We start from the raw sequence: 15809 nt of genomic DNA on the forward strand, positions 1-15809 counted from the left end.
GTTGGGGGTGGGGAAATGGCGGCGGCTGGGGTAACGGAGGTTGGGGTAACGGCGGTTGGGGTAATCCCGGCTGGTGGAACCCATTCGGCGGCGGCTGGGGAAGCTTCTAGTGCCGATGACCGAGCCCGGACACGCACAGCGTGCCGGGCTCGGCCGCGTCCGATACCGATCATGAGATGCCGGAATAGACCGACCGGGCCGGAACTGGTGACCGAATGAAAATCGTATGTGTCGGTGGCGGGCCCGCCGGACTGTACTTCGCCATTTCGATGAAGCGGCGCGACCCGGGCCATGCCGTCACGGTGATCGACCGAGATCCTCCCGGGTCCACCTACGGCTGGGGCGTCGTCTACTGGGACGATCTGCTCGACATCCTGTACCGGAACGACCCCGACAGCGCACAGACGGTGCGGGCCGGATCTGTGCTCTGGCGAGAACAGGCGATCCACGTCGGCGACGACGGGACCGCATATTTCCCGGGCTACGGATTCAGCATGGGGCGAGCGGCATTGCTCGATGTGCTGTCGCAGCGGGCCACCGACCTCGGCGTCGATGTCCAGCACGGCCGGGAAATTCACGATCTGTCCGGCTTCGACGACGCCGATCTCGTCATCGCCGCCGACGGCGCGAACAGCCGGGTGCGGCAGCTGGAGGATCATCGCTTCGGAACATCGGTGAACCTCGGCAAGAATCGATATATCTGGCTCGGCACCGACAAGGTCTTCGACCGATTCACTTTCGCCTTCGAACACACGCCGGCCGGTTGGATCTGGTTCCACGCCTACCCGTCGATCGCCGGAAAGATCAGCACCTGCATCGTGGAATGCCAACCGCGGACGTGGCGCGAATCGGGATTCGATTCCCTGGACGGCGCCGCGAATGTGCGTCTTCTGGAAAAGATATTCGCGCGCGTTCTCGACGGTCACTCGTTGATCAGCAAGACACGAGGCGAATTCGCAAGGTGGAGTTGCTTTCCCGAAGTGACCAACAAAACCTGGTATCACGACAATGTGGTGCTGGTCGGCGATGCGGCGCACACGACGCACTTCACCATCGGTTCGGGCACCCGGTTGGCGATCATCGACGCCATCGTGCTCGCCCAGAGCCTGTACGAACACGGCGAGATCGCCGATGCGCTGGAGAATTACGATGCGCAGCGGCGCGCGGCGATGCGCCCGATCCAGGCCGCCGCCCGTGCCAGCATGACCTGGTTCGAACACGCCGACCGGTATCTGGACCGCAACGCCGTGCAGTTCGCCTATGCGATGGCGGTTCGGCACGGGCTGCAAATGCCGTGGCGATACCAGATGCACCTGCTCACACAGGTTCCCGCCGTGCGCACAATGCGCAGGGGTATCGATTCCGGGCAGCGGTGGTGGCGAGCGGCGCGGCGCGGCGAACTCGCGATGCCGCGGCGCTGATCTGTTCGGCGCTGATCTACTCGGCGCTGATCTACTCGGCGGCGCGACTGCTCTCGTCGCGATGCAGCACCCAGGTGCCGCGGCCGGCGGCCTTGGCCCGGTACAGGCCCACGTCGGCATCGTTCAGCAGTTTCTCGGCGTTCGCGCCCGCCACCGGGGCGACGACGGCGCCGATGCTGGCCGACATCGCCAGCAGATCGGTGGGACCGACCGGGACCGGTTCCCGCAGGGTCGCAAGCATGGTCTCGGCGGCGGCGTGCGCCGCCTCTTCGTCACACGGAGGTGCGAGCAGCGCGACGAACTCGTCTCCGCCGATGCGGGTGACCGTGACCGCCGGTGAGGTCATCGTCGCGTCCAGCCGGCGACCGACCTCGGCCAGCACGCTGTCGCCCGCGCGGTGGCCGTACCGGTCGTTGATCAGCTTGAACTCGTCGAGGTCGAGGAAACACAAACCGATGTGGTCGGCGGGACCGGCCGTCGCGACGATGGCCTCCAACTGCTCGAGCAGGCAGTGTCGGTTGGGCAGTCCCGTCAACGAGTCGTGGCGCGCCTGCCACCACAGTTTCCGCTCCATCGCGCGCCGTTCGGTGATGTCCTCTCCGACGGCGAGCAGCCGCAGATCGCGCCCACCCGCTCCGCGCACCAGCGTCATCGTCCAGGCACCCCAGCAGACGGTGCCGTCGGGACGGCAGAAGCGGCCTTCGAAGTGCACGGTGCCATACCGGCGCTGGTACAGGTCGACGACCACCTGCTGAAGTTTGTCGCGATCCTCGGGATGCATCAGGTCCAGACCAGCCACGCCCGGCAGTTCCTCCGGCTTCATCCCGACCATCCGTGCCGTGGTCCGGTTGGCTTCCAGCGTGATGCCGTTGCTGTCGTAGAGGGCGATCGCCACCGCAGCGTTGTCGAACACCACGCGGAAGCGCTGGTCGGCAACCTCGCGGCTGTCCGCGTGGACCTTCAACAGTTCGGCACTGTAGCCGCGGCCGAGTTCGCCCAGGAGCGCGCCGAACCGCCGCGTGCTATCCGGCCGCTGCGACCGTTCCAGCAAACCGGCCAGCACCGTCGCGGACGGGGTCATCAATGCGGGGTCGGTCAGCTTCCACCGCACCATCTCGACCCCGACGCGGTATGCGGGCGACGGATCGAACGGCTCGGCCGACATGGCAACGTCCAGTTCGACGATCCACGTGGTCAACTGCTCGACGCGCGGCAGAGATGTCGGCACGCCACCGCAATCGACCAGGGCCGCCGACCAGTCTCGCGCCATGTCGGCAACCTCGCGCCTGTCCATCCGCGAGGACCTTCCTCCATCGCCGGACCCGCGAGGCCCGGCACCGACGACCCTCCCCATTCGCTACCAACGAGCATACGAAACAACCGCTCTGCCGTGTGGGTGACGGCGGGAACCGGCCGCACTACCGACGCCCCCGGTCGAGCCGGCATCCCCTGCACACGGGACGCCCGCACGACGACGCGAGGCAGCTGTCCGATCCACTCGGGAACTACCCCCGATCGCGGGAGAGTAACGCCCCCGGTTCCGCGTCGAGATGTCCGGATGCACCGTTTCCGCACGGCTCGACCGCCGTAACCCGGTGGCGTGGTCGGTGGCCGAAGCCCTCGATGGCGCTCACCGACGTCGCCGCTCAGGACGTGCGAGAGCTCGAGCCGAGGGCCCTGGCGACTGATCGCACCGCATTGAAAAGTGCAGCGCAGCAATTATTTTCGAGGGCAATTCGCGAAGATCCTTGACGGGCTGTGGCATACGGCGCAGAATAGCGGGCGGGGACGGGGGCAGGTCGCCGGGCGATATCGGGGGAGGATTCGCACAGGCCCGAAATTCCTTGCGGGATAGCGACTTACATCCGGAACGACATGTTCGTTCGGACCGGCAGCACGGGGGGACTGATCAAGTGCGTCGAAATTCCGGCGCGATCCGCTTTCCTCGAATCCACGACTCCATCAATTCTCGGTTGCACACGTCCGAGTCGAACAGAACGACTCGGAATGAGACCGCCTCCAAGGGGAGTGCGAGGAAAAGGAAGGAAAGTGAAGATGGAGAGCACGGCAGACAGCTCGGACAAGAAGATCTACGAGAAGCCGGTGATCGCCAAATGCGGCGATTTCCGCAACCTCACCGGGGGCGTTTTCACCACGGAATCCGACCTGCTGGTCGGACGCCGCGGAATGATCTGAGCCGTCACCACCGAGCTCGAATCATAGGGGGTTGGAGGATGACTGGCGATGCTCGGACAGGATTTGTCGTTCTGCCCGACCACGGGGCGGCAGTGAGCATCGCCAGGCGTCTCCTCCCGTGGGCGCGGGTGTTGGCAGAGCACCGTTCGGGACGTCCGATGGTCGTCGGACATTGCCCGGACCGGCCGGTCATTCACGCGAACGGCCGCGCGGCGCAGGTGGTGATCCTCGGCCACGCTCTGATCAGCGAGCAGGCCGTCCTCGACTATGCGATGTCGACAGGTTCACCGGCTCGATGGCGAGTGATCCTGGACGCGATCTACGGATCGTTTCACTCGATCGTCGAGGTGAACGCCGACATCCACCTGAACGGTGCCGCATACGGATCCCGCGGCCTGTACCGCGCCCGCGTGGACGGCATCGACATCGCCGCCGATACTGTGCACGCCCTGCGGCACCTCGTCGGCGGCAAACTCGACGCCGGTGCCCTCGCCGCACATCTGCTCGAACCCGTTCCGCATCACCTCGCACAACGTCCGCTGCTCACGGGAATCGAACCGCTCGCCCGCGGTACCGGGTTGGTGATCACACCGACCGGAACGTCCCGGATGGTGCGGAGCGCGAGTGAAAGGACCGCCGTCCGGGGCCTCGAGGAGGGCGCACACGAGGTACGGAGCCGACTCGAGGCGGCGGTACGGGCTCGGACCGCGGCGGGTGGCACGGTTACCTGCGAACTTTCCGGCGGTTACGACTCGACGTCGATCAGTTTTCTCGCCGCCCGCGGACCGGCGGAGATCACGCTGCTGACGGCACGCGGACGCGATTCCGCCAATGAAGACCTCGAATGGGCCCTGCTCGCCGCCCGGCACCTGCCACATGTGCGGCACACGATCCTTCCCGATTCCGAACTGCCTTTCACCTACGCCGGCCTGGAGGAGGGGCCGACCTGGCTGAACGAGCCCTCACCGCTCATCGCCGGCAGAAGCCGGGTAGGTGCGCTCGCGGCACTGGCGGCAACCTTCGGTCCCACCGTGCACCTGACCGGCCACGGGGGCGATCACCTCTTCACCGGACTGCCGACGCTCTACCGCGATCTACTGTGGCGTCGCCCGCTCACCGCATGGCGGGGACTGCGCAGTTTCGGCGCCCTCGGCGGTTGGCGATCACGAGATCTCCTGCGCGGCGCGGTCGAGCCCGCGGATTTCCGGGCGTGGTGGAAAAGGAATTCTGTACCGATCGCCGGTGTGCCGGAACGGCGCAAACCGATGCTGGGCTGGGCCCTGGTTCCGTCCATTCCGGTGTGGGCCTCGGCAGCGGCGAAAGATGCTGTGCACGAGGGAATCTCGTGGATGGCCGCCGATGCCGAACCGCTGGCGCCCGCTCGTGGGCGCCACGTCGAACTGGAGTCGATTGTCGAGGGGGCCCGGACGGTGGCCGTGTTGAACCGCATGTCACTGGCATCCGGCGGGCCGCCCCTGTCCGCACCCTATTTCGATGACCGAGTTATTTCCGCTGCCCTGTCGGTGGCGGTTCCGGATCGGGTCAGCGCCTGGACGTACAAGCCTCTGCTCAGGGCCGCGGTCAGCGGAATCGTGCCCGACGAGGTACTGCGCCGGCAGACCAAGGACAGCGGATCACACGACGTCGAAGTGGGCCTGCGCAAGCATCGCGACGAACTCGTGGCTCTGTGGGAGAACTCGCGGCTCGGCGCCATGGGCCTGATCGACTCGAAGCGACTGAAGCATTTGTGCGCCAGCCCCAGTTCGTTCGAACTGGAAGACGGAACGATGTTCAGCACCATCGCCTGCGAACTCTGGCTGCGCGATCTGGAACGGAATTTTCTCGATCCGCGCGACAGTAGCGCGCGGAAAGCCTGAGGAGTGGGAGGGACCATGAATACCACGACACCGAGGCCCGGCTTGTCTTTCGTGCGAACGGAATACGGGGGCGTCGTTCTCGATTTGAAACAGGGCGAGTATTGGCGGCTCAATCCGGTCGGAGCGGAAGTGTTCGCATCGCTCCTCGCCGGCGACGCCGCCGATCCCGTTGCGGCAGTGCTCGATCGGTTCGACGTCGATGCCGTTACCGCGCAGCGAGACGTCGCCGAACTGGTGAGCCGCCTTCGAGCAGTGGGGCTGGTGCCGTCGTGAGCCACCAGATGGCGCTCGGGACCGAATTCGAGGCGGACGGACGCAGGGGTGAGCGCTCGGCCGCGGCCTGGGCCGTTCGCGCCGCGAGGGTCCTCGTCAGGTTGCCACCGCGACGGATCGAATGGATCCTGAAGCAGTTACACCGAGGAAGTCGTCCGGCCCCGTTCGACGATGCCGAGCGATGGCGGCGCCGGGTCGTCGAGGTGAGTCCCGACGCCGCCGGAAGATACGGCTGCCTGACGAGGTCCGTGGCGACGACGCTGCTGAGCCGACGCTACGGTGCGTGGACAACCTGGTGTGTCGGCGTGCGCACCGAGTTGCCGTTCGCCGCACACGCATGGGTCGAAGCAGACGGAAAGCTTGTCGGGGAGGCGGGAGACATGACGACATTCAGTCGACTGATCGTGGTCGGCCGGCATGTGAACGTGGGTGACGATGTCAGCTGACGACGGTGAGATTCGAGAGCGCGAGTCCTGGCCGCGCCGGGTCGGGGCGCTGCTGAGAATTCTCGCACCACAACGTAATTCGCTGCTCGCGGCGACGGCACTGCTTCTCGTCGGCACCGGTTTGTCGTTGGCGCAACCGCTCCTGGCCGGACAGGTCGTCCGCGATGCCTCGGCGGGCGCGACGATCGCGTGGTCGCTCGCGGCGTTGGTGGGGGCCTATCTCCTGTATGCCGTCGCCGATACCGGCGGCAATTACATACTCGAGCGGTCCAGCGAATCCGTACTCTTGTCCGTGCGTCATCGTCTGGCCGGGCATCTGCTGCGGCTGAGAATTCCCACTCTGGAGTCACAGCGGGTCGGCGATCTCATCTCCCGCGTCACGCTCGATTCGACCGTGATCCGCAACGCCGTGGGCAGCAGTCTCGTCCAAATACTCACGGGTGCAATCACACTCGTGGGCACCGTGGCGGTGATGATCTATCTCGACTGGCTGTTGTTCTCGATCGTCTTCGTCACCGTGGGCGTCGCCGCGGCGGCGATGTTGCTGGTCATGACGCGAATCGAAGTGGCTTCGGTGCGCTTGCAGGAGAGCGTCGGCGCGCTGTCCGCGGATATCGAGCGCGCGCTGAACGGCGTGCGCACGGTGAAGGTCAACAATGCCGAGGACCGCGAACACGAGCGGTTGACCGAACTGGCCGGTGCCGCATTCGCCGCCGGCGTGCGCGCGGCCCGATTGAAGGCGCTGGGAAATCCGGCCATGCACCTGGCGGTGACCGGGTCGTTCGTGGTGTCCTTGCTGGTCGGCGGTGTGCGGGTGGCCAATCATCAGATGGAGTTGAGCAGCCTCGTCACGATGATGCTCCTCGCGATGAACCTGCTCATTCCGGTCGGCGATCTGTTCAACGGCTCCGTCGGATTGCAGAAGGCCTTGGGCGCGCTGAGCCGGATCGAATCGACGCTGAGTTTGCCGGCCGAGGACGTCGACGAGATTCCGCAGGTCGGCGTCGACTGTGATTCGGCGATCGAGACCGCCTCGGCGAACGGGCGTCCCGCATTGGAATTCCGCGAGGTGCGTTTCTCCTACGACGAGCGGCCGATTCTCGACGGCGTGAGTTTCTCGGTACCTCCGCGGGGACATGTGGCCCTGGTCGGGCACTCGGGCGCCGGGAAATCCACCGTATTCTCCCTGGTGAGCCGGTTCTACGATCCGGACGGCGGCGACATTCTGCTCGGCGGCCGGTCCTACGCCGGTCGACCACGGCGGGCGTGGCGCTCGGAAATCAGCCTGCTGGAGCAGAACGCGCCGCTGCTGTTCGGCAGCCTCCGGGACAATCTGACCTACCGGCAGCCGGGCCTCGGCGAAGACGATCTGCAGCGCGCGACAGAGCTCGCCGGGCTGGCCGATCTCGTCTCCCGGCTCCCCCGTGGGCTGGACACTCCCGTGGGCGAGCACGGCGTCCTGCTCTCGGGCGGCGAGCGTCAACGCGTAGCACTGGCCCGAGCGCTGATCCGCCGGCCCGTCCTGATGATGCTCGACGAACCCACCGCGATGCTCGACGCCGAAACCGAGAAGGCGCTGAACGTGACCATCCAGAACGTGCGACAAGAATGTGCCCTCCTGGTGATCGCCCATCGCCTGTCCACCATCCGCGAGGCCGACATCGTCATGTTCCTGAAGGACGGGCGGATCGTCGACAGCGGGCCCCACGACGAACTGGTCGCCCGCAACGCCGACTATCGACAGCTGGTCGGAGCGACGGTGTGAATCCGGTGCGGGACCGACGGGTGTTCCGATGATCCGTCAGCTCGACAGGGTCACCACCGCGGCCGGGTCGAACAGGTCCCGGATTCGGTTCCACGGGAGCTGAACCGGGTAGTAGTCGCCCCGCGCGTGCGCGACGGAGAAGTAGACGGTGAGCCCCTCCGGGGAGGGGACCCAGTTGGCGAAATCGTCACTGCCGGGAGCGTGTGTGAACAGGGTGGGCCCGTCCGCGGGCACCAGGCTCTGGGCGGTCGCGGCGAGGGCGTTCCAGCTCTGGGCCGGGTCGCGCAAGGCCGTCGGCAACATGACCGGTTGCGCGGTTCCGGTGTCGATCACCACGGTGCCGATCTGGTTGACCGGATGCGGGCCGCCCTCCCACGTGTGGTCGGTGATCAGCACGCCCGCAACGACCTTCGTCCCGATCCGGGTGACGCGGCTGGTTTCCCCGCAGCGCAGCCGGGCGTCGTGCAGCGCACCGCTCGCGTCGCCGCCGCTCGTATCGGCCAGCGAGGCGCGCATCGCCGCGTTGAACCGATCGCGCACTGCCTGCTCACCGCCCTCGAGTTGCGGCAGCGTCACGTCGGTCGTCAGCGTCGCGGTCTGTTCCCGCACCGGCACGGTGGTGGCGGTGTACGGCCCTGCCGAGGCCACGGGCGAGTGCGGGCACCCGGCCTGCTGATCCGGCGATCCGCTGACCTGCTGAGCAACCGGTTCGGAGGAGGCCGGTCCATCAGCGGCATCGTCCGTACCGCACGCCGAAAGCGCCGCCACGCCGAACCAGATTGCCACCCACACTGCTCTTTTCACTGGGTACTCCCCCCGACTGTCACCGGCGAACGGCAGCATACAACCTGGACCTCACATTTCGGCGTGCTGTGTCGTCCAACAGTGGAAGGACCTGTACCGAACGAGGGAGTGAGATCATGACCGATCCGGAAGCGAGCGCGGTGGTAGGTGAGCGGCGGGCGCTGCTCAACCTCGCCTACCGGCTGCTCGGCTCCCTCGCGGAGGCCGAGGACGTGGTGCAGGAGACCTATGCGCGCTGGTACGCCCTGTCCCCGGAACAACAGCAGGCCGTCGAGGCGCCGGGTGGCTGGTTGCGGACCGTGGCCAGCCGCATCTGTCTGGATCTGCTCGGTTCGGCGCGGGCTCGCCGCGAGCGCTACGTCGGTGAGTGGATTCCGGAGCCGGTCCCGGACCGCAGCGAGTGGGGCGCGCCCGCACCGGCCGATCCGGCCGACCGGGTGACGCTCGACGAATCGATCAGCATGGCGTTCCTCGTCGTACTCGATTCCATGACGCCGGCCGAGCGCGTGGCCTTCGTCCTGCACGATGTCTTCCGGTATTCCTTCGCCGAGATCGCCGATATCGTCGGCCGCACTCCCGCGGCCTGCCGACAGCTGGCCTCCTCCGCACGCCGTCGTATCCAGACCTCGGCACGTCCCTCTCGGGACGAGCGTGCCGAGGTCGTCCGAGACTTCAAACGCGCGTGGGAGACGAAGGATATCGAGGCACTGATCGAGATCCTGGATCCACGGGCCGTCGCGACGGCCGACAGCGGCGGCCGGGTGGTCGCCTTCCGTCATCCGATCACCGGTGGCGAGCAGATCGCTCGCGCATGGATCGAAATCGCCTCCCGCGCCGCGGAAGTCACACTTCTCGAGCGCACCGTCAACGGCCAGCCCGGCCTGGTGGCACAGATCGACGGCGCCATCGCGACCGTCTACGCCTTCGATATCGCCGACGGCCGGATCACCCGGATCTGGGCGATCCGCAATCCGGAGAAGCTACGGCAATGGACGGAACACCGGCTGTCACCGCAGTGACCATGAAAGTGGTTCGGGCGGAACGATTTCTACGCGAATCGGACATCCGCGGCTCGGCCTGATTTTCGGTACTTTGGATACGGTCACCGTCAGGACCGGTCCGACACCGTGGGGAGCGCCGATCGGCGCCGGTAGCAGGGAGCACAGCATGACCGAGGCCGAGGTTTCCGAGCAGATCGAGCTGGTGGAAGACGACTTCCACGACGATCCGCACAAGTACTACGAGCGCTGGCGGGCCCGGGGGCCGGTGCACCACGTGCGGTTCACGCACGAGCGCGGGATTCCGTGCTGGGTCGTCGTCGGCCATGCGGAAGCGCGTGCGGCACTGGCCGATCCGCGCTTGCGCAAGAACTCGGCCGGCACCTTCGAACTGTTCCGGCGCAAAGGCTCTGCGGTGCTGTCGAATTCGGATGCGCAGGCGTTGAGCACCCATATGCTCAATACCGATCCGCCGGAACACACGCGACTGCGGAAGTTGGTGAACAAGGCCTTCACGCCGCGGCGGGTGGCGGCCTTGCGCCCGCGCATCGAGGAGATCACCACCGGATTGCTCGACGAAGTGGCCGCGCACGACGAGGTCGATCTGCTTCATGCGTTCGCGACCCCGCTACCCGTCACCGTGATCTGCGAACTGCTCGGCGTTCCCTTCACCGATCGCGACGATTTCCAGCTGTGGACGAAGATCCTGGTCGGGGCCTCCGGAGATCTGGCGGACCGCGACCGCGCCTCCGCCGATATGGGCAGATATCTGACGGCGCTGCTGGCGGACAAACGCGTTCGGCCCGGCGACGACCTGCTGTCGGGACTGGCCACCGAACAGGACGAAGGCGACCGCCTCACCGATCCCGAATTGGTGGCGATGGCTTTCCTGCTGCTGGTTGCCGGTCACGAAACGACGGTGAACCTGATCGGCAACGGCACCTTCGCCCTGCTGCGCAACCGGCCCCAATTCGATGCGCTGCGGGCGGATCCGGACGGTGTCCCCGCCGCCGTGGAAGAGTTTCTGCGACTGGACGGCCCGGTCGGCTGGGCCACGGTCCGGTACACCGAGGAACCCGTCGACATCGGCGGAATCGTCATCCCCGCAGGGGAATTGGTTTACGTCGCGCTATCGGCGGCCGATCGCGATCCCGATCGATACCGTTCACCCGACGAACTCGATATCGGCCGGAAGCCGTCCGGACATGTGGCCTTCGGCCACGGAATCCACTTCTGCGTCGGCGCTCCGCTGGCCCGGATGGAGGCCGCCGTCGCCTTCACCGCTGTGCTGGATCGCTTCCCGAAGCTGGCCCTGGCGCCGTCGTTCACCCCGCGGTGGCAGCCGAGCCTGCTCATGCGGGGACTCACCGAACTGCCGGTGCGCCCCCACGGATGAGGTGAACCCGCCGGATCATCCGGTCGGCAGTGCGGTCTTGGCCGCCACACGCGCAGCGCGGTGCGCAGCCCCCGGCGGGAACGAGACGGTGCGCCCTCGGCGGCCGCGAACGGTCGATATCCGAGAAACTTCCGCTCCGACGCGGTTTCCGGGGCGTCGTCGGAGGTCGCGGTGAGGAAGCGATCCGGCAGCGCCAATTTGTGGATCGTCCGGAGGGTGAGCGCATACTGCCGCAGCAGAGGACCCGTCGTGTACGGCAGATCGAATTCTTCGCACAGCGCACGCACGCGGGCGGCGATCTCCCGGTACCGGTTGCTGGGCAGGTCCGGGAACAGGTGATGTTCGATCTGGTAGCACAGATTGCCGCTCATGAAGGCCTGAACCCGCCCGGCATCGAAGTTCGCCGTGCCCAGCATCTGGCGCAGATACCATTCCGCCTTGGTTTCCGACTCCAGCACCGACGGAGTGAATTTCTCCGCGCCGTCGGGAAAATGGCCGCAGAAGATCACCAGGTACGCCCACAGGTTGCGCAGCACATTGGCGCCGAGATTGGCGAAAAGCGTTCGCCGCCATCGCTTTCCGCTCAATGCGGGGAACAGCACGTAATCCTTGCCTGCCTGCCGGACCAGTTTTCCGAGCAACGCCCGGGTCTGACCGGCGCGCTCGGCGGTATCGGTCACCCGATCGTGGACGGAGTCCAGGTCGTGCCAGGCGATACCCCATTCGAAGGTCGCCGCCAGCAGCACATTCTGTAACGGTTGCAGCAGCAGGCGCGGCCGCCAGCGCTGGTCTCTGGTCACCCGCATCACGCCGAAGCCGATATCGTCGTCCATTCCCAGCACGTTGGTGTAGAGGTGATGGCGGACATTATGTGCGTAGCGCCACTGCGCGGACAGCCCGGCCATATCCCACTCCCAGGTGTTGGAGTGAATTTCCGGGTCGTTCATCCAATCCCACTGACCGTGGGAGACGTTGTGACCGATCTCCATATTCTCGACGCTCTTGGCCGTCGCCAGGCCGGCCGTACCGAGCACCCAGGCGAAGCGGCCACGACCGGCGAGAATGACCAGTCGCGCGGCGGCGTCGAGGGTGCGCTGAAAAACGATCGTCCGGCGAATGTAGTTCGCGTCACGAGTACCCAGGTCGGCCTCGACATCGGCGCGAATACGGTCGAGTTCACGCCCCAGCGCCTCGATATCGGCGGGACTGAGATGTGCGTACACGCCGATCTCGGTAATAGCCATGACCTACATCCTCGGATTTGTGTGTGGTGGCGCGAACGCCCACCGACGAGGACATATGCGGAGACCCGCCGATCACCCGAGCCTACCCGTCCTCGCTGAACAGCCCGCGAGACGACCGAGCCCGGCCGCGCGGCCGCGTGTTCATTCCAGCCACGCGTCGCTGCGAGCCGCCCACGGATTGCATTCGTACAGCGAGGGTGCAGCGGCGGAGGCCGGGTCACTGCTCGGGTGCATTCCCCACCCGAACCAGTTGGCGACGTTCTGGTTGGTCCCGTGCCAGCGTCGTTCGCCCGGCCGGTCACCCGCGCCGGCGTTGTTGGCGTAGGCCCGGTCGGCCAGGCCCTGGGTGATGGCACCGCGTCCGGTATTGACGCCGTAGAACATCCCGGAGAAACACCACGCCTGCAGCTCGAGCCGACGGTTGAGCAGGTCGACCTCCGGCCCGGTCCAGTTCAGCGCCGAGGCCCTGGCTTGGAAGGCGGCCATGATTCCGGTGAGCTGTTGCACGTGGTGTTCGTATTCGTGCGAGAGCACCGCGAGCACGTTGCCGACGCCGTAGCCGATGACCGGGGCCATGGTGTCGAACGGCATCACGATCATCCGGTCGGCCGCACAGTAGAACGCTTCCCGATTGCTGCCGGTGGAACTGCACGCACCGTGGTAATCACCGATTCGGGCGCCCGCCCAGAGCGCGGGCGAGGACATGGGGATCCGGAAGTGCGCCAGGGTGGGCGCCCATGCGGCATCGTGACAGCTGATCGCCGCGCGGTAGTACGCCTCCGCGCCATCCGGAGTGTTGCGCCAGCCGGGCAGCCGACAGTCGACACTCGACAGGCCCACGCCTTGCTCGCTGAGCACCGGATTACTGCCGAGTTCCGGGTCGGTTTTCACCGGGCCGGTGCCGGTGTGCTGACGATTGCCGGCTACCGGCGTCGCGTCGGGCGTCGACCGCGCCGTAGCCTGCGGCACGGCCGGCGAGCCGACGGGATCCGGCGAGTGGGCCGTCGCACAACTACAGAGAAGCAGAGCGGCGACAGCTGAAAAGATCCCCCCACGAAGCAATTTCACGTCCTACTTGTACCAGAACTCGCCCTCGCAGGGCCGCCGACGAGGAGCGCGCGGCCGGTCAGCTGCCGAGTTCGGCGGCGGAGTCCGCGCCTGCGGTACCGGTCTGCCGGAGGAAGTCGGCGATAACCTCGAGTTCTGGCTCCGAGTACCGGTCGAGCACCTCGTCCATGCGCCGGTTCATGCCCGAGAACACGTGGAACAGTTCGGAATTGCGCTCGCGGACGGCGCGCAGGGTGACTGCGCGCCGGTCGCTCGCCTCGGGGTCGCGTTCCCGGACGATCCAGCCGCCCTTCTGCAACCGGTCCAGGACACCGGTGAGGGTGGCCGGGTGCAGGCCGGTGAGCCGGGACAGGGCGGTCGGCGAGACGGGGCCTCGCCGGTTGATCAGGTCCAGGCAGGTCCAGTCCACGTCGCGGAGTTCCACCCGGCCGCCGAACCGGCGATTCAGCAGGGCGAGCTGAATGTTCAAGTCGCGCAACGCATCCTTGACGTCGACGGCCAGCCGGCGCCGTTGCTGCGCGGCCGCGCGATCCGCCTCCGAGCTCATCGGCACCCTCCGGTCGATTCATACGATTTTCATATGATATCTCCGGCGCGGACGAACCCGGCAGGTCAGTGCGGTTCGACCCGGAACACCGCGATGCGCTCGGCCGCCGCCGCCACCCCGTCGGGCGTTGCCGCATCGGCCAAACCGGTTGTGACGAAACGGTTTCCGACGCTGGCGGGCCCGGCTCCGACCAATTCGCGCAGCAGCGCCCCGCGCTGCTCGACCGGAACCTCGACCAGTCGCGCGGTCGAGGATTTCCGTCCGCGCGTCAGCGTGACCGAATCGGCCGCCCGCACGTTGGCCACCCAGGCCGCCCGCGGATAGGCCTGCACGATGTAGTGCGCCCCACTCAACTCGCTGACCGCGATCGGGAAGGTGCGCGGTTGCCCGGTGCGCCGACCGGCGACGGTGAGCAGTTGCATCGGACCGAAACCGATTCCCAGCCGTTGCAGCCCGACCACGAGCGGATTGACCCGATTGACCATCCGCCGATACCGCTGCGCATCCATTCCGGCACCTCCAGTACTCCCGAAACCATATTCTATGATTTTCATATCATATCTATACAGTATCGTCTTGCGGTAGTCCCGAACGTCCGGATTCGTCGGATAGACCTGTCAAGGGCCATAGGTCCCCAAGGTGGCGCAAGTGCGCCAGAACACACCTCCGGTTCGATGTCCATCAGGCGACACTCCGGCAAACCCCGTGCACACACCCCGTGAACCTGTGTCACCTGCACATTTGCCGGACGGCGAGGGAGGTCGGCCGCACCCGGATACGAACGGGCGCGGGTAACGATCATGAGCAATGTGAACTATCGTCCGGTCACGAATCGATAACCCCTCTTTCGCTTCGGGAGACCTCGTGCTCGAGCTCGACCATTTCAGTCACGGCTGGGTAACCCCGGTCCTGGCCTATGTCATGTCCTTCATCGGATCCGTTCTGGCGCTGCGCTGCGCCACCCACGCCCGGGCCTCGCGCTGGCCGGGCGGCTGGTTGATCGCCGCGGCCGTCTCGCTCGGCGGCGCCGGCATCTGGGTCATGCACTTCACCGCCATGCTCGGTTTCTCGATCCACGGCGCGAATATCCGCTACGACGTGCCGATGACGCTGCTCAGCGCGGCCATCGCGATCGTCGTGGTGTGGGCCGGACTGTCGATCGTGGTGCGCGGGCACCGGGAAGTGATCGCACTCCCCCTCGGCGGCATGATCACCGGATTCGGCGTCGCGGCCATGCACTACCTCGGCATGCATGCCATGAACGCCGGCGCGCACATCGAATACAGCACCGGACTGGTGGCCCTGTCGCTGCTGATCGCCGTGGTGGCCGCGACCGCGGCACTGTGGTTCGTCCTGCACGTGCGCGGGTTCGCCGCCACCATCGGCGCGGCGGCCATCATGGGTCTGGCGGTCTGCGGAATGCATTACACCGGAATGGCATCCATGACGGCGCACCGCATGGACAACATGGCCGAGCCGACCGGCGGTGTCGACTCTGTGCAGCTGCTCACCCCGCTGATCATGGTGGTCACGCTCGTCACCATCATGCTCGTGGTGCTCGTCGGACTCGCGGAGGTCGACGGACCCTCGCGACGCGACGATGCCGATGACACGAACGATCTCGATCTCGCCGACAGCGGCCGCGCGTGGCCGCGCGCCTACACCGAGGAATCTCCCGCACCCGATCAGCCCGCACCGGCATTCAGCCTGCAGGCGATTTCGAAGCGGCAGTCGACCCGTAGATAGCCGGACGATACGGACGATCGGCCGAGCG

The 15809-nt window shown here is 66.5% G+C and carries 14 protein-coding genes and 1 pseudogene; 9 read left to right on the plus strand and 6 right to left on the minus strand.

Features of this window, described 5'->3' with window-relative positions; translation table 11 throughout:
* Positions 1–215: 215 nt before the first annotated feature.
* Positions 216–1421: an FAD-dependent monooxygenase gene (locus tag A5789_RS18370; RefSeq protein ID WP_064902619.1), complete on the plus strand. Its 1206-nt coding sequence runs from the start codon at positions 216–218 to the stop codon at positions 1419–1421.
* A gap of 31 nt (positions 1422–1452) precedes the next feature.
* Here A5789_RS18370 and A5789_RS18375 read toward each other — a convergent pair whose 3' ends face one another.
* On the minus strand, positions 1453–2691 hold the full coding sequence (locus tag A5789_RS18375; RefSeq protein ID WP_193615569.1) for a diguanylate cyclase domain-containing protein: 1239 nt from the start codon (positions 2689–2691) through the stop codon (positions 1453–1455).
* A 785-nt stretch (positions 2692–3476) separates the two neighbouring features.
* Here A5789_RS18375 and A5789_RS37380 point away from each other — a divergent pair.
* From A5789_RS37380 to A5789_RS18395, 5 genes are all read left to right on the plus strand, one after another.
* A complete protein-coding gene (locus tag A5789_RS37380) occupies positions 3477–3617 on the plus strand; it encodes a keywimysin-related RiPP (RefSeq protein WP_193615568.1) in 141 nt (46 codons plus the stop codon).
* A 158-nt stretch (positions 3618–3775) separates the two neighbouring features.
* Entirely contained in the window at positions 3776–5494 is a 1719-nt protein-coding gene (locus tag A5789_RS18380; protein WP_064902617.1) for an asparagine synthase-related protein, read from the plus strand.
* Between the two features lie 15 nt (positions 5495–5509).
* Complete coding sequence (locus A5789_RS18385; protein WP_063017667.1) at positions 5510–5767, plus strand: lasso peptide biosynthesis PqqD family chaperone; 258 nt, start codon at positions 5510–5512, stop codon at positions 5765–5767.
* 8 nt (positions 5768–5775) lie between these two features.
* Positions 5776–6213, plus strand: coding sequence for a lasso peptide biosynthesis B2 protein (locus A5789_RS18390; protein ID WP_063017639.1), 438 nt, complete (start codon positions 5776–5778; stop codon positions 6211–6213).
* The gene (locus A5789_RS18395) at positions 6203–7978 is read left to right on the plus strand and encodes an ABC transporter ATP-binding protein (RefSeq protein WP_064902622.1); all 1776 of its coding nucleotides are present in this window, start codon (positions 6203–6205) and stop codon (positions 7976–7978) included. The genes A5789_RS18390 and A5789_RS18395 overlap by 11 nt, the downstream gene beginning before the upstream one ends.
* Positions 7979–8014: 36 nt before the next feature.
* Here A5789_RS18395 and A5789_RS18400 read toward each other — a convergent pair whose 3' ends face one another.
* The gene (locus tag A5789_RS18400; protein WP_155525831.1) at positions 8015–8782 is read right to left on the minus strand and encodes a hypothetical protein; all 768 of its coding nucleotides are present in this window, start codon (positions 8780–8782) and stop codon (positions 8015–8017) included.
* A 116-nt stretch (positions 8783–8898) separates the two neighbouring features.
* On the opposite strand from A5789_RS18400, the gene sigJ reads away from it, so the two are divergent.
* Together sigJ and A5789_RS37890 are read left to right on the plus strand one after the other, a co-directional pair.
* Positions 8899–9801, plus strand: a complete 903-nt coding sequence (gene sigJ, locus A5789_RS18405) for an RNA polymerase sigma factor SigJ (protein ID WP_063017633.1) — start codon at positions 8899–8901, stop codon at positions 9799–9801.
* A gap of 148 nt (positions 9802–9949) precedes the next feature.
* Positions 9950–11176, plus strand: coding sequence for a cytochrome P450 (locus A5789_RS37890; RefSeq protein WP_064902616.1), 1227 nt, complete (start codon positions 9950–9952; stop codon positions 11174–11176).
* Between the two features lie 50 nt (positions 11177–11226).
* Here A5789_RS37890 and A5789_RS35690 read toward each other — a convergent pair.
* From A5789_RS35690 to A5789_RS18430, 4 genes and pseudogenes are all read right to left on the minus strand, one after another.
* Positions 11227–12420 (minus strand): annotated as a pseudogene (locus tag A5789_RS35690) (fatty acid desaturase); the annotation flags it as partial.
* Positions 12421–12561: 141 nt separating this feature from the next.
* Positions 12562–13389 (minus strand): neutral zinc metallopeptidase, encoded by an 828-nt coding sequence (locus A5789_RS18420; protein ID WP_081879234.1) that lies wholly within the window; start codon positions 13387–13389, stop codon positions 12562–12564.
* Between the two features lie 157 nt (positions 13390–13546).
* A complete protein-coding gene (locus tag A5789_RS18425; RefSeq protein ID WP_063017627.1) occupies positions 13547–14035 on the minus strand; it encodes a MarR family transcriptional regulator in 489 nt (162 codons plus the stop codon).
* 65 nt (positions 14036–14100) lie between these two features.
* A complete protein-coding gene (locus A5789_RS18430; RefSeq protein ID WP_197516649.1) occupies positions 14101–14544 on the minus strand; it encodes a nitroreductase family deazaflavin-dependent oxidoreductase in 444 nt (147 codons plus the stop codon).
* Positions 14545–14899: 355 nt separating this feature from the next.
* On the opposite strand from A5789_RS18430, the gene A5789_RS18435 reads away from it, so the two are divergent.
* Positions 14900–15781, plus strand: coding sequence for an MHYT domain-containing protein (locus tag A5789_RS18435; protein ID WP_051755256.1), 882 nt, complete (start codon positions 14900–14902; stop codon positions 15779–15781).
* The last annotated feature ends 28 nt before the right edge of the window (positions 15782–15809 follow it).

Source organism: Nocardia sp. 852002-51101_SCH5132738, assembly GCF_001665695.1.
In the GTDB taxonomy this organism is placed as follows: domain Bacteria; phylum Actinomycetota; class Actinomycetes; order Mycobacteriales; family Mycobacteriaceae; genus Nocardia; species Nocardia nova.

Coding starts and splice junctions, on each gene's coding strand:
- A5789_RS18370 (WP_064902619.1), top strand. CDS start 216: ATGAAAATCGTATGTGTCGGTGGCGGGCCCGCCGGACTGTACTTCGCC.
- A5789_RS18375 (WP_193615569.1), bottom strand. CDS start 2,691: ATGGCGCGAGACTGGTCGGCGGCCCTGGTCGATTGCGGTGGCGTGCCG.
- A5789_RS37380 (WP_193615568.1), top strand. CDS start 3,477: ATGGAGAGCACGGCAGACAGCTCGGACAAGAAGATCTACGAGAAGCCG.
- A5789_RS18380 (WP_064902617.1), top strand. CDS start 3,776: ATGGTCGTCGGACATTGCCCGGACCGGCCGGTCATTCACGCGAACGGC.
- A5789_RS18385 (WP_063017667.1), top strand. CDS start 5,510: ATGAATACCACGACACCGAGGCCCGGCTTGTCTTTCGTGCGAACGGAA.
- A5789_RS18390 (WP_063017639.1), top strand. CDS start 5,776: ATGGCGCTCGGGACCGAATTCGAGGCGGACGGACGCAGGGGTGAGCGC.
- A5789_RS18395 (WP_064902622.1), top strand. CDS start 6,203: ATGTCAGCTGACGACGGTGAGATTCGAGAGCGCGAGTCCTGGCCGCGC.
- sigJ (WP_063017633.1), top strand. CDS start 8,899: ATGACCGATCCGGAAGCGAGCGCGGTGGTAGGTGAGCGGCGGGCGCTG.
- A5789_RS37890 (WP_064902616.1), top strand. CDS start 9,950: ATGACCGAGGCCGAGGTTTCCGAGCAGATCGAGCTGGTGGAAGACGAC.
- A5789_RS18425 (WP_063017627.1), bottom strand. CDS start 14,035: ATGAGCTCGGAGGCGGATCGCGCGGCCGCGCAGCAACGGCGCCGGCTG.
- A5789_RS18430 (WP_197516649.1), bottom strand. CDS start 14,544: ATGGATGCGCAGCGGTATCGGCGGATGGTCAATCGGGTCAATCCGCTC.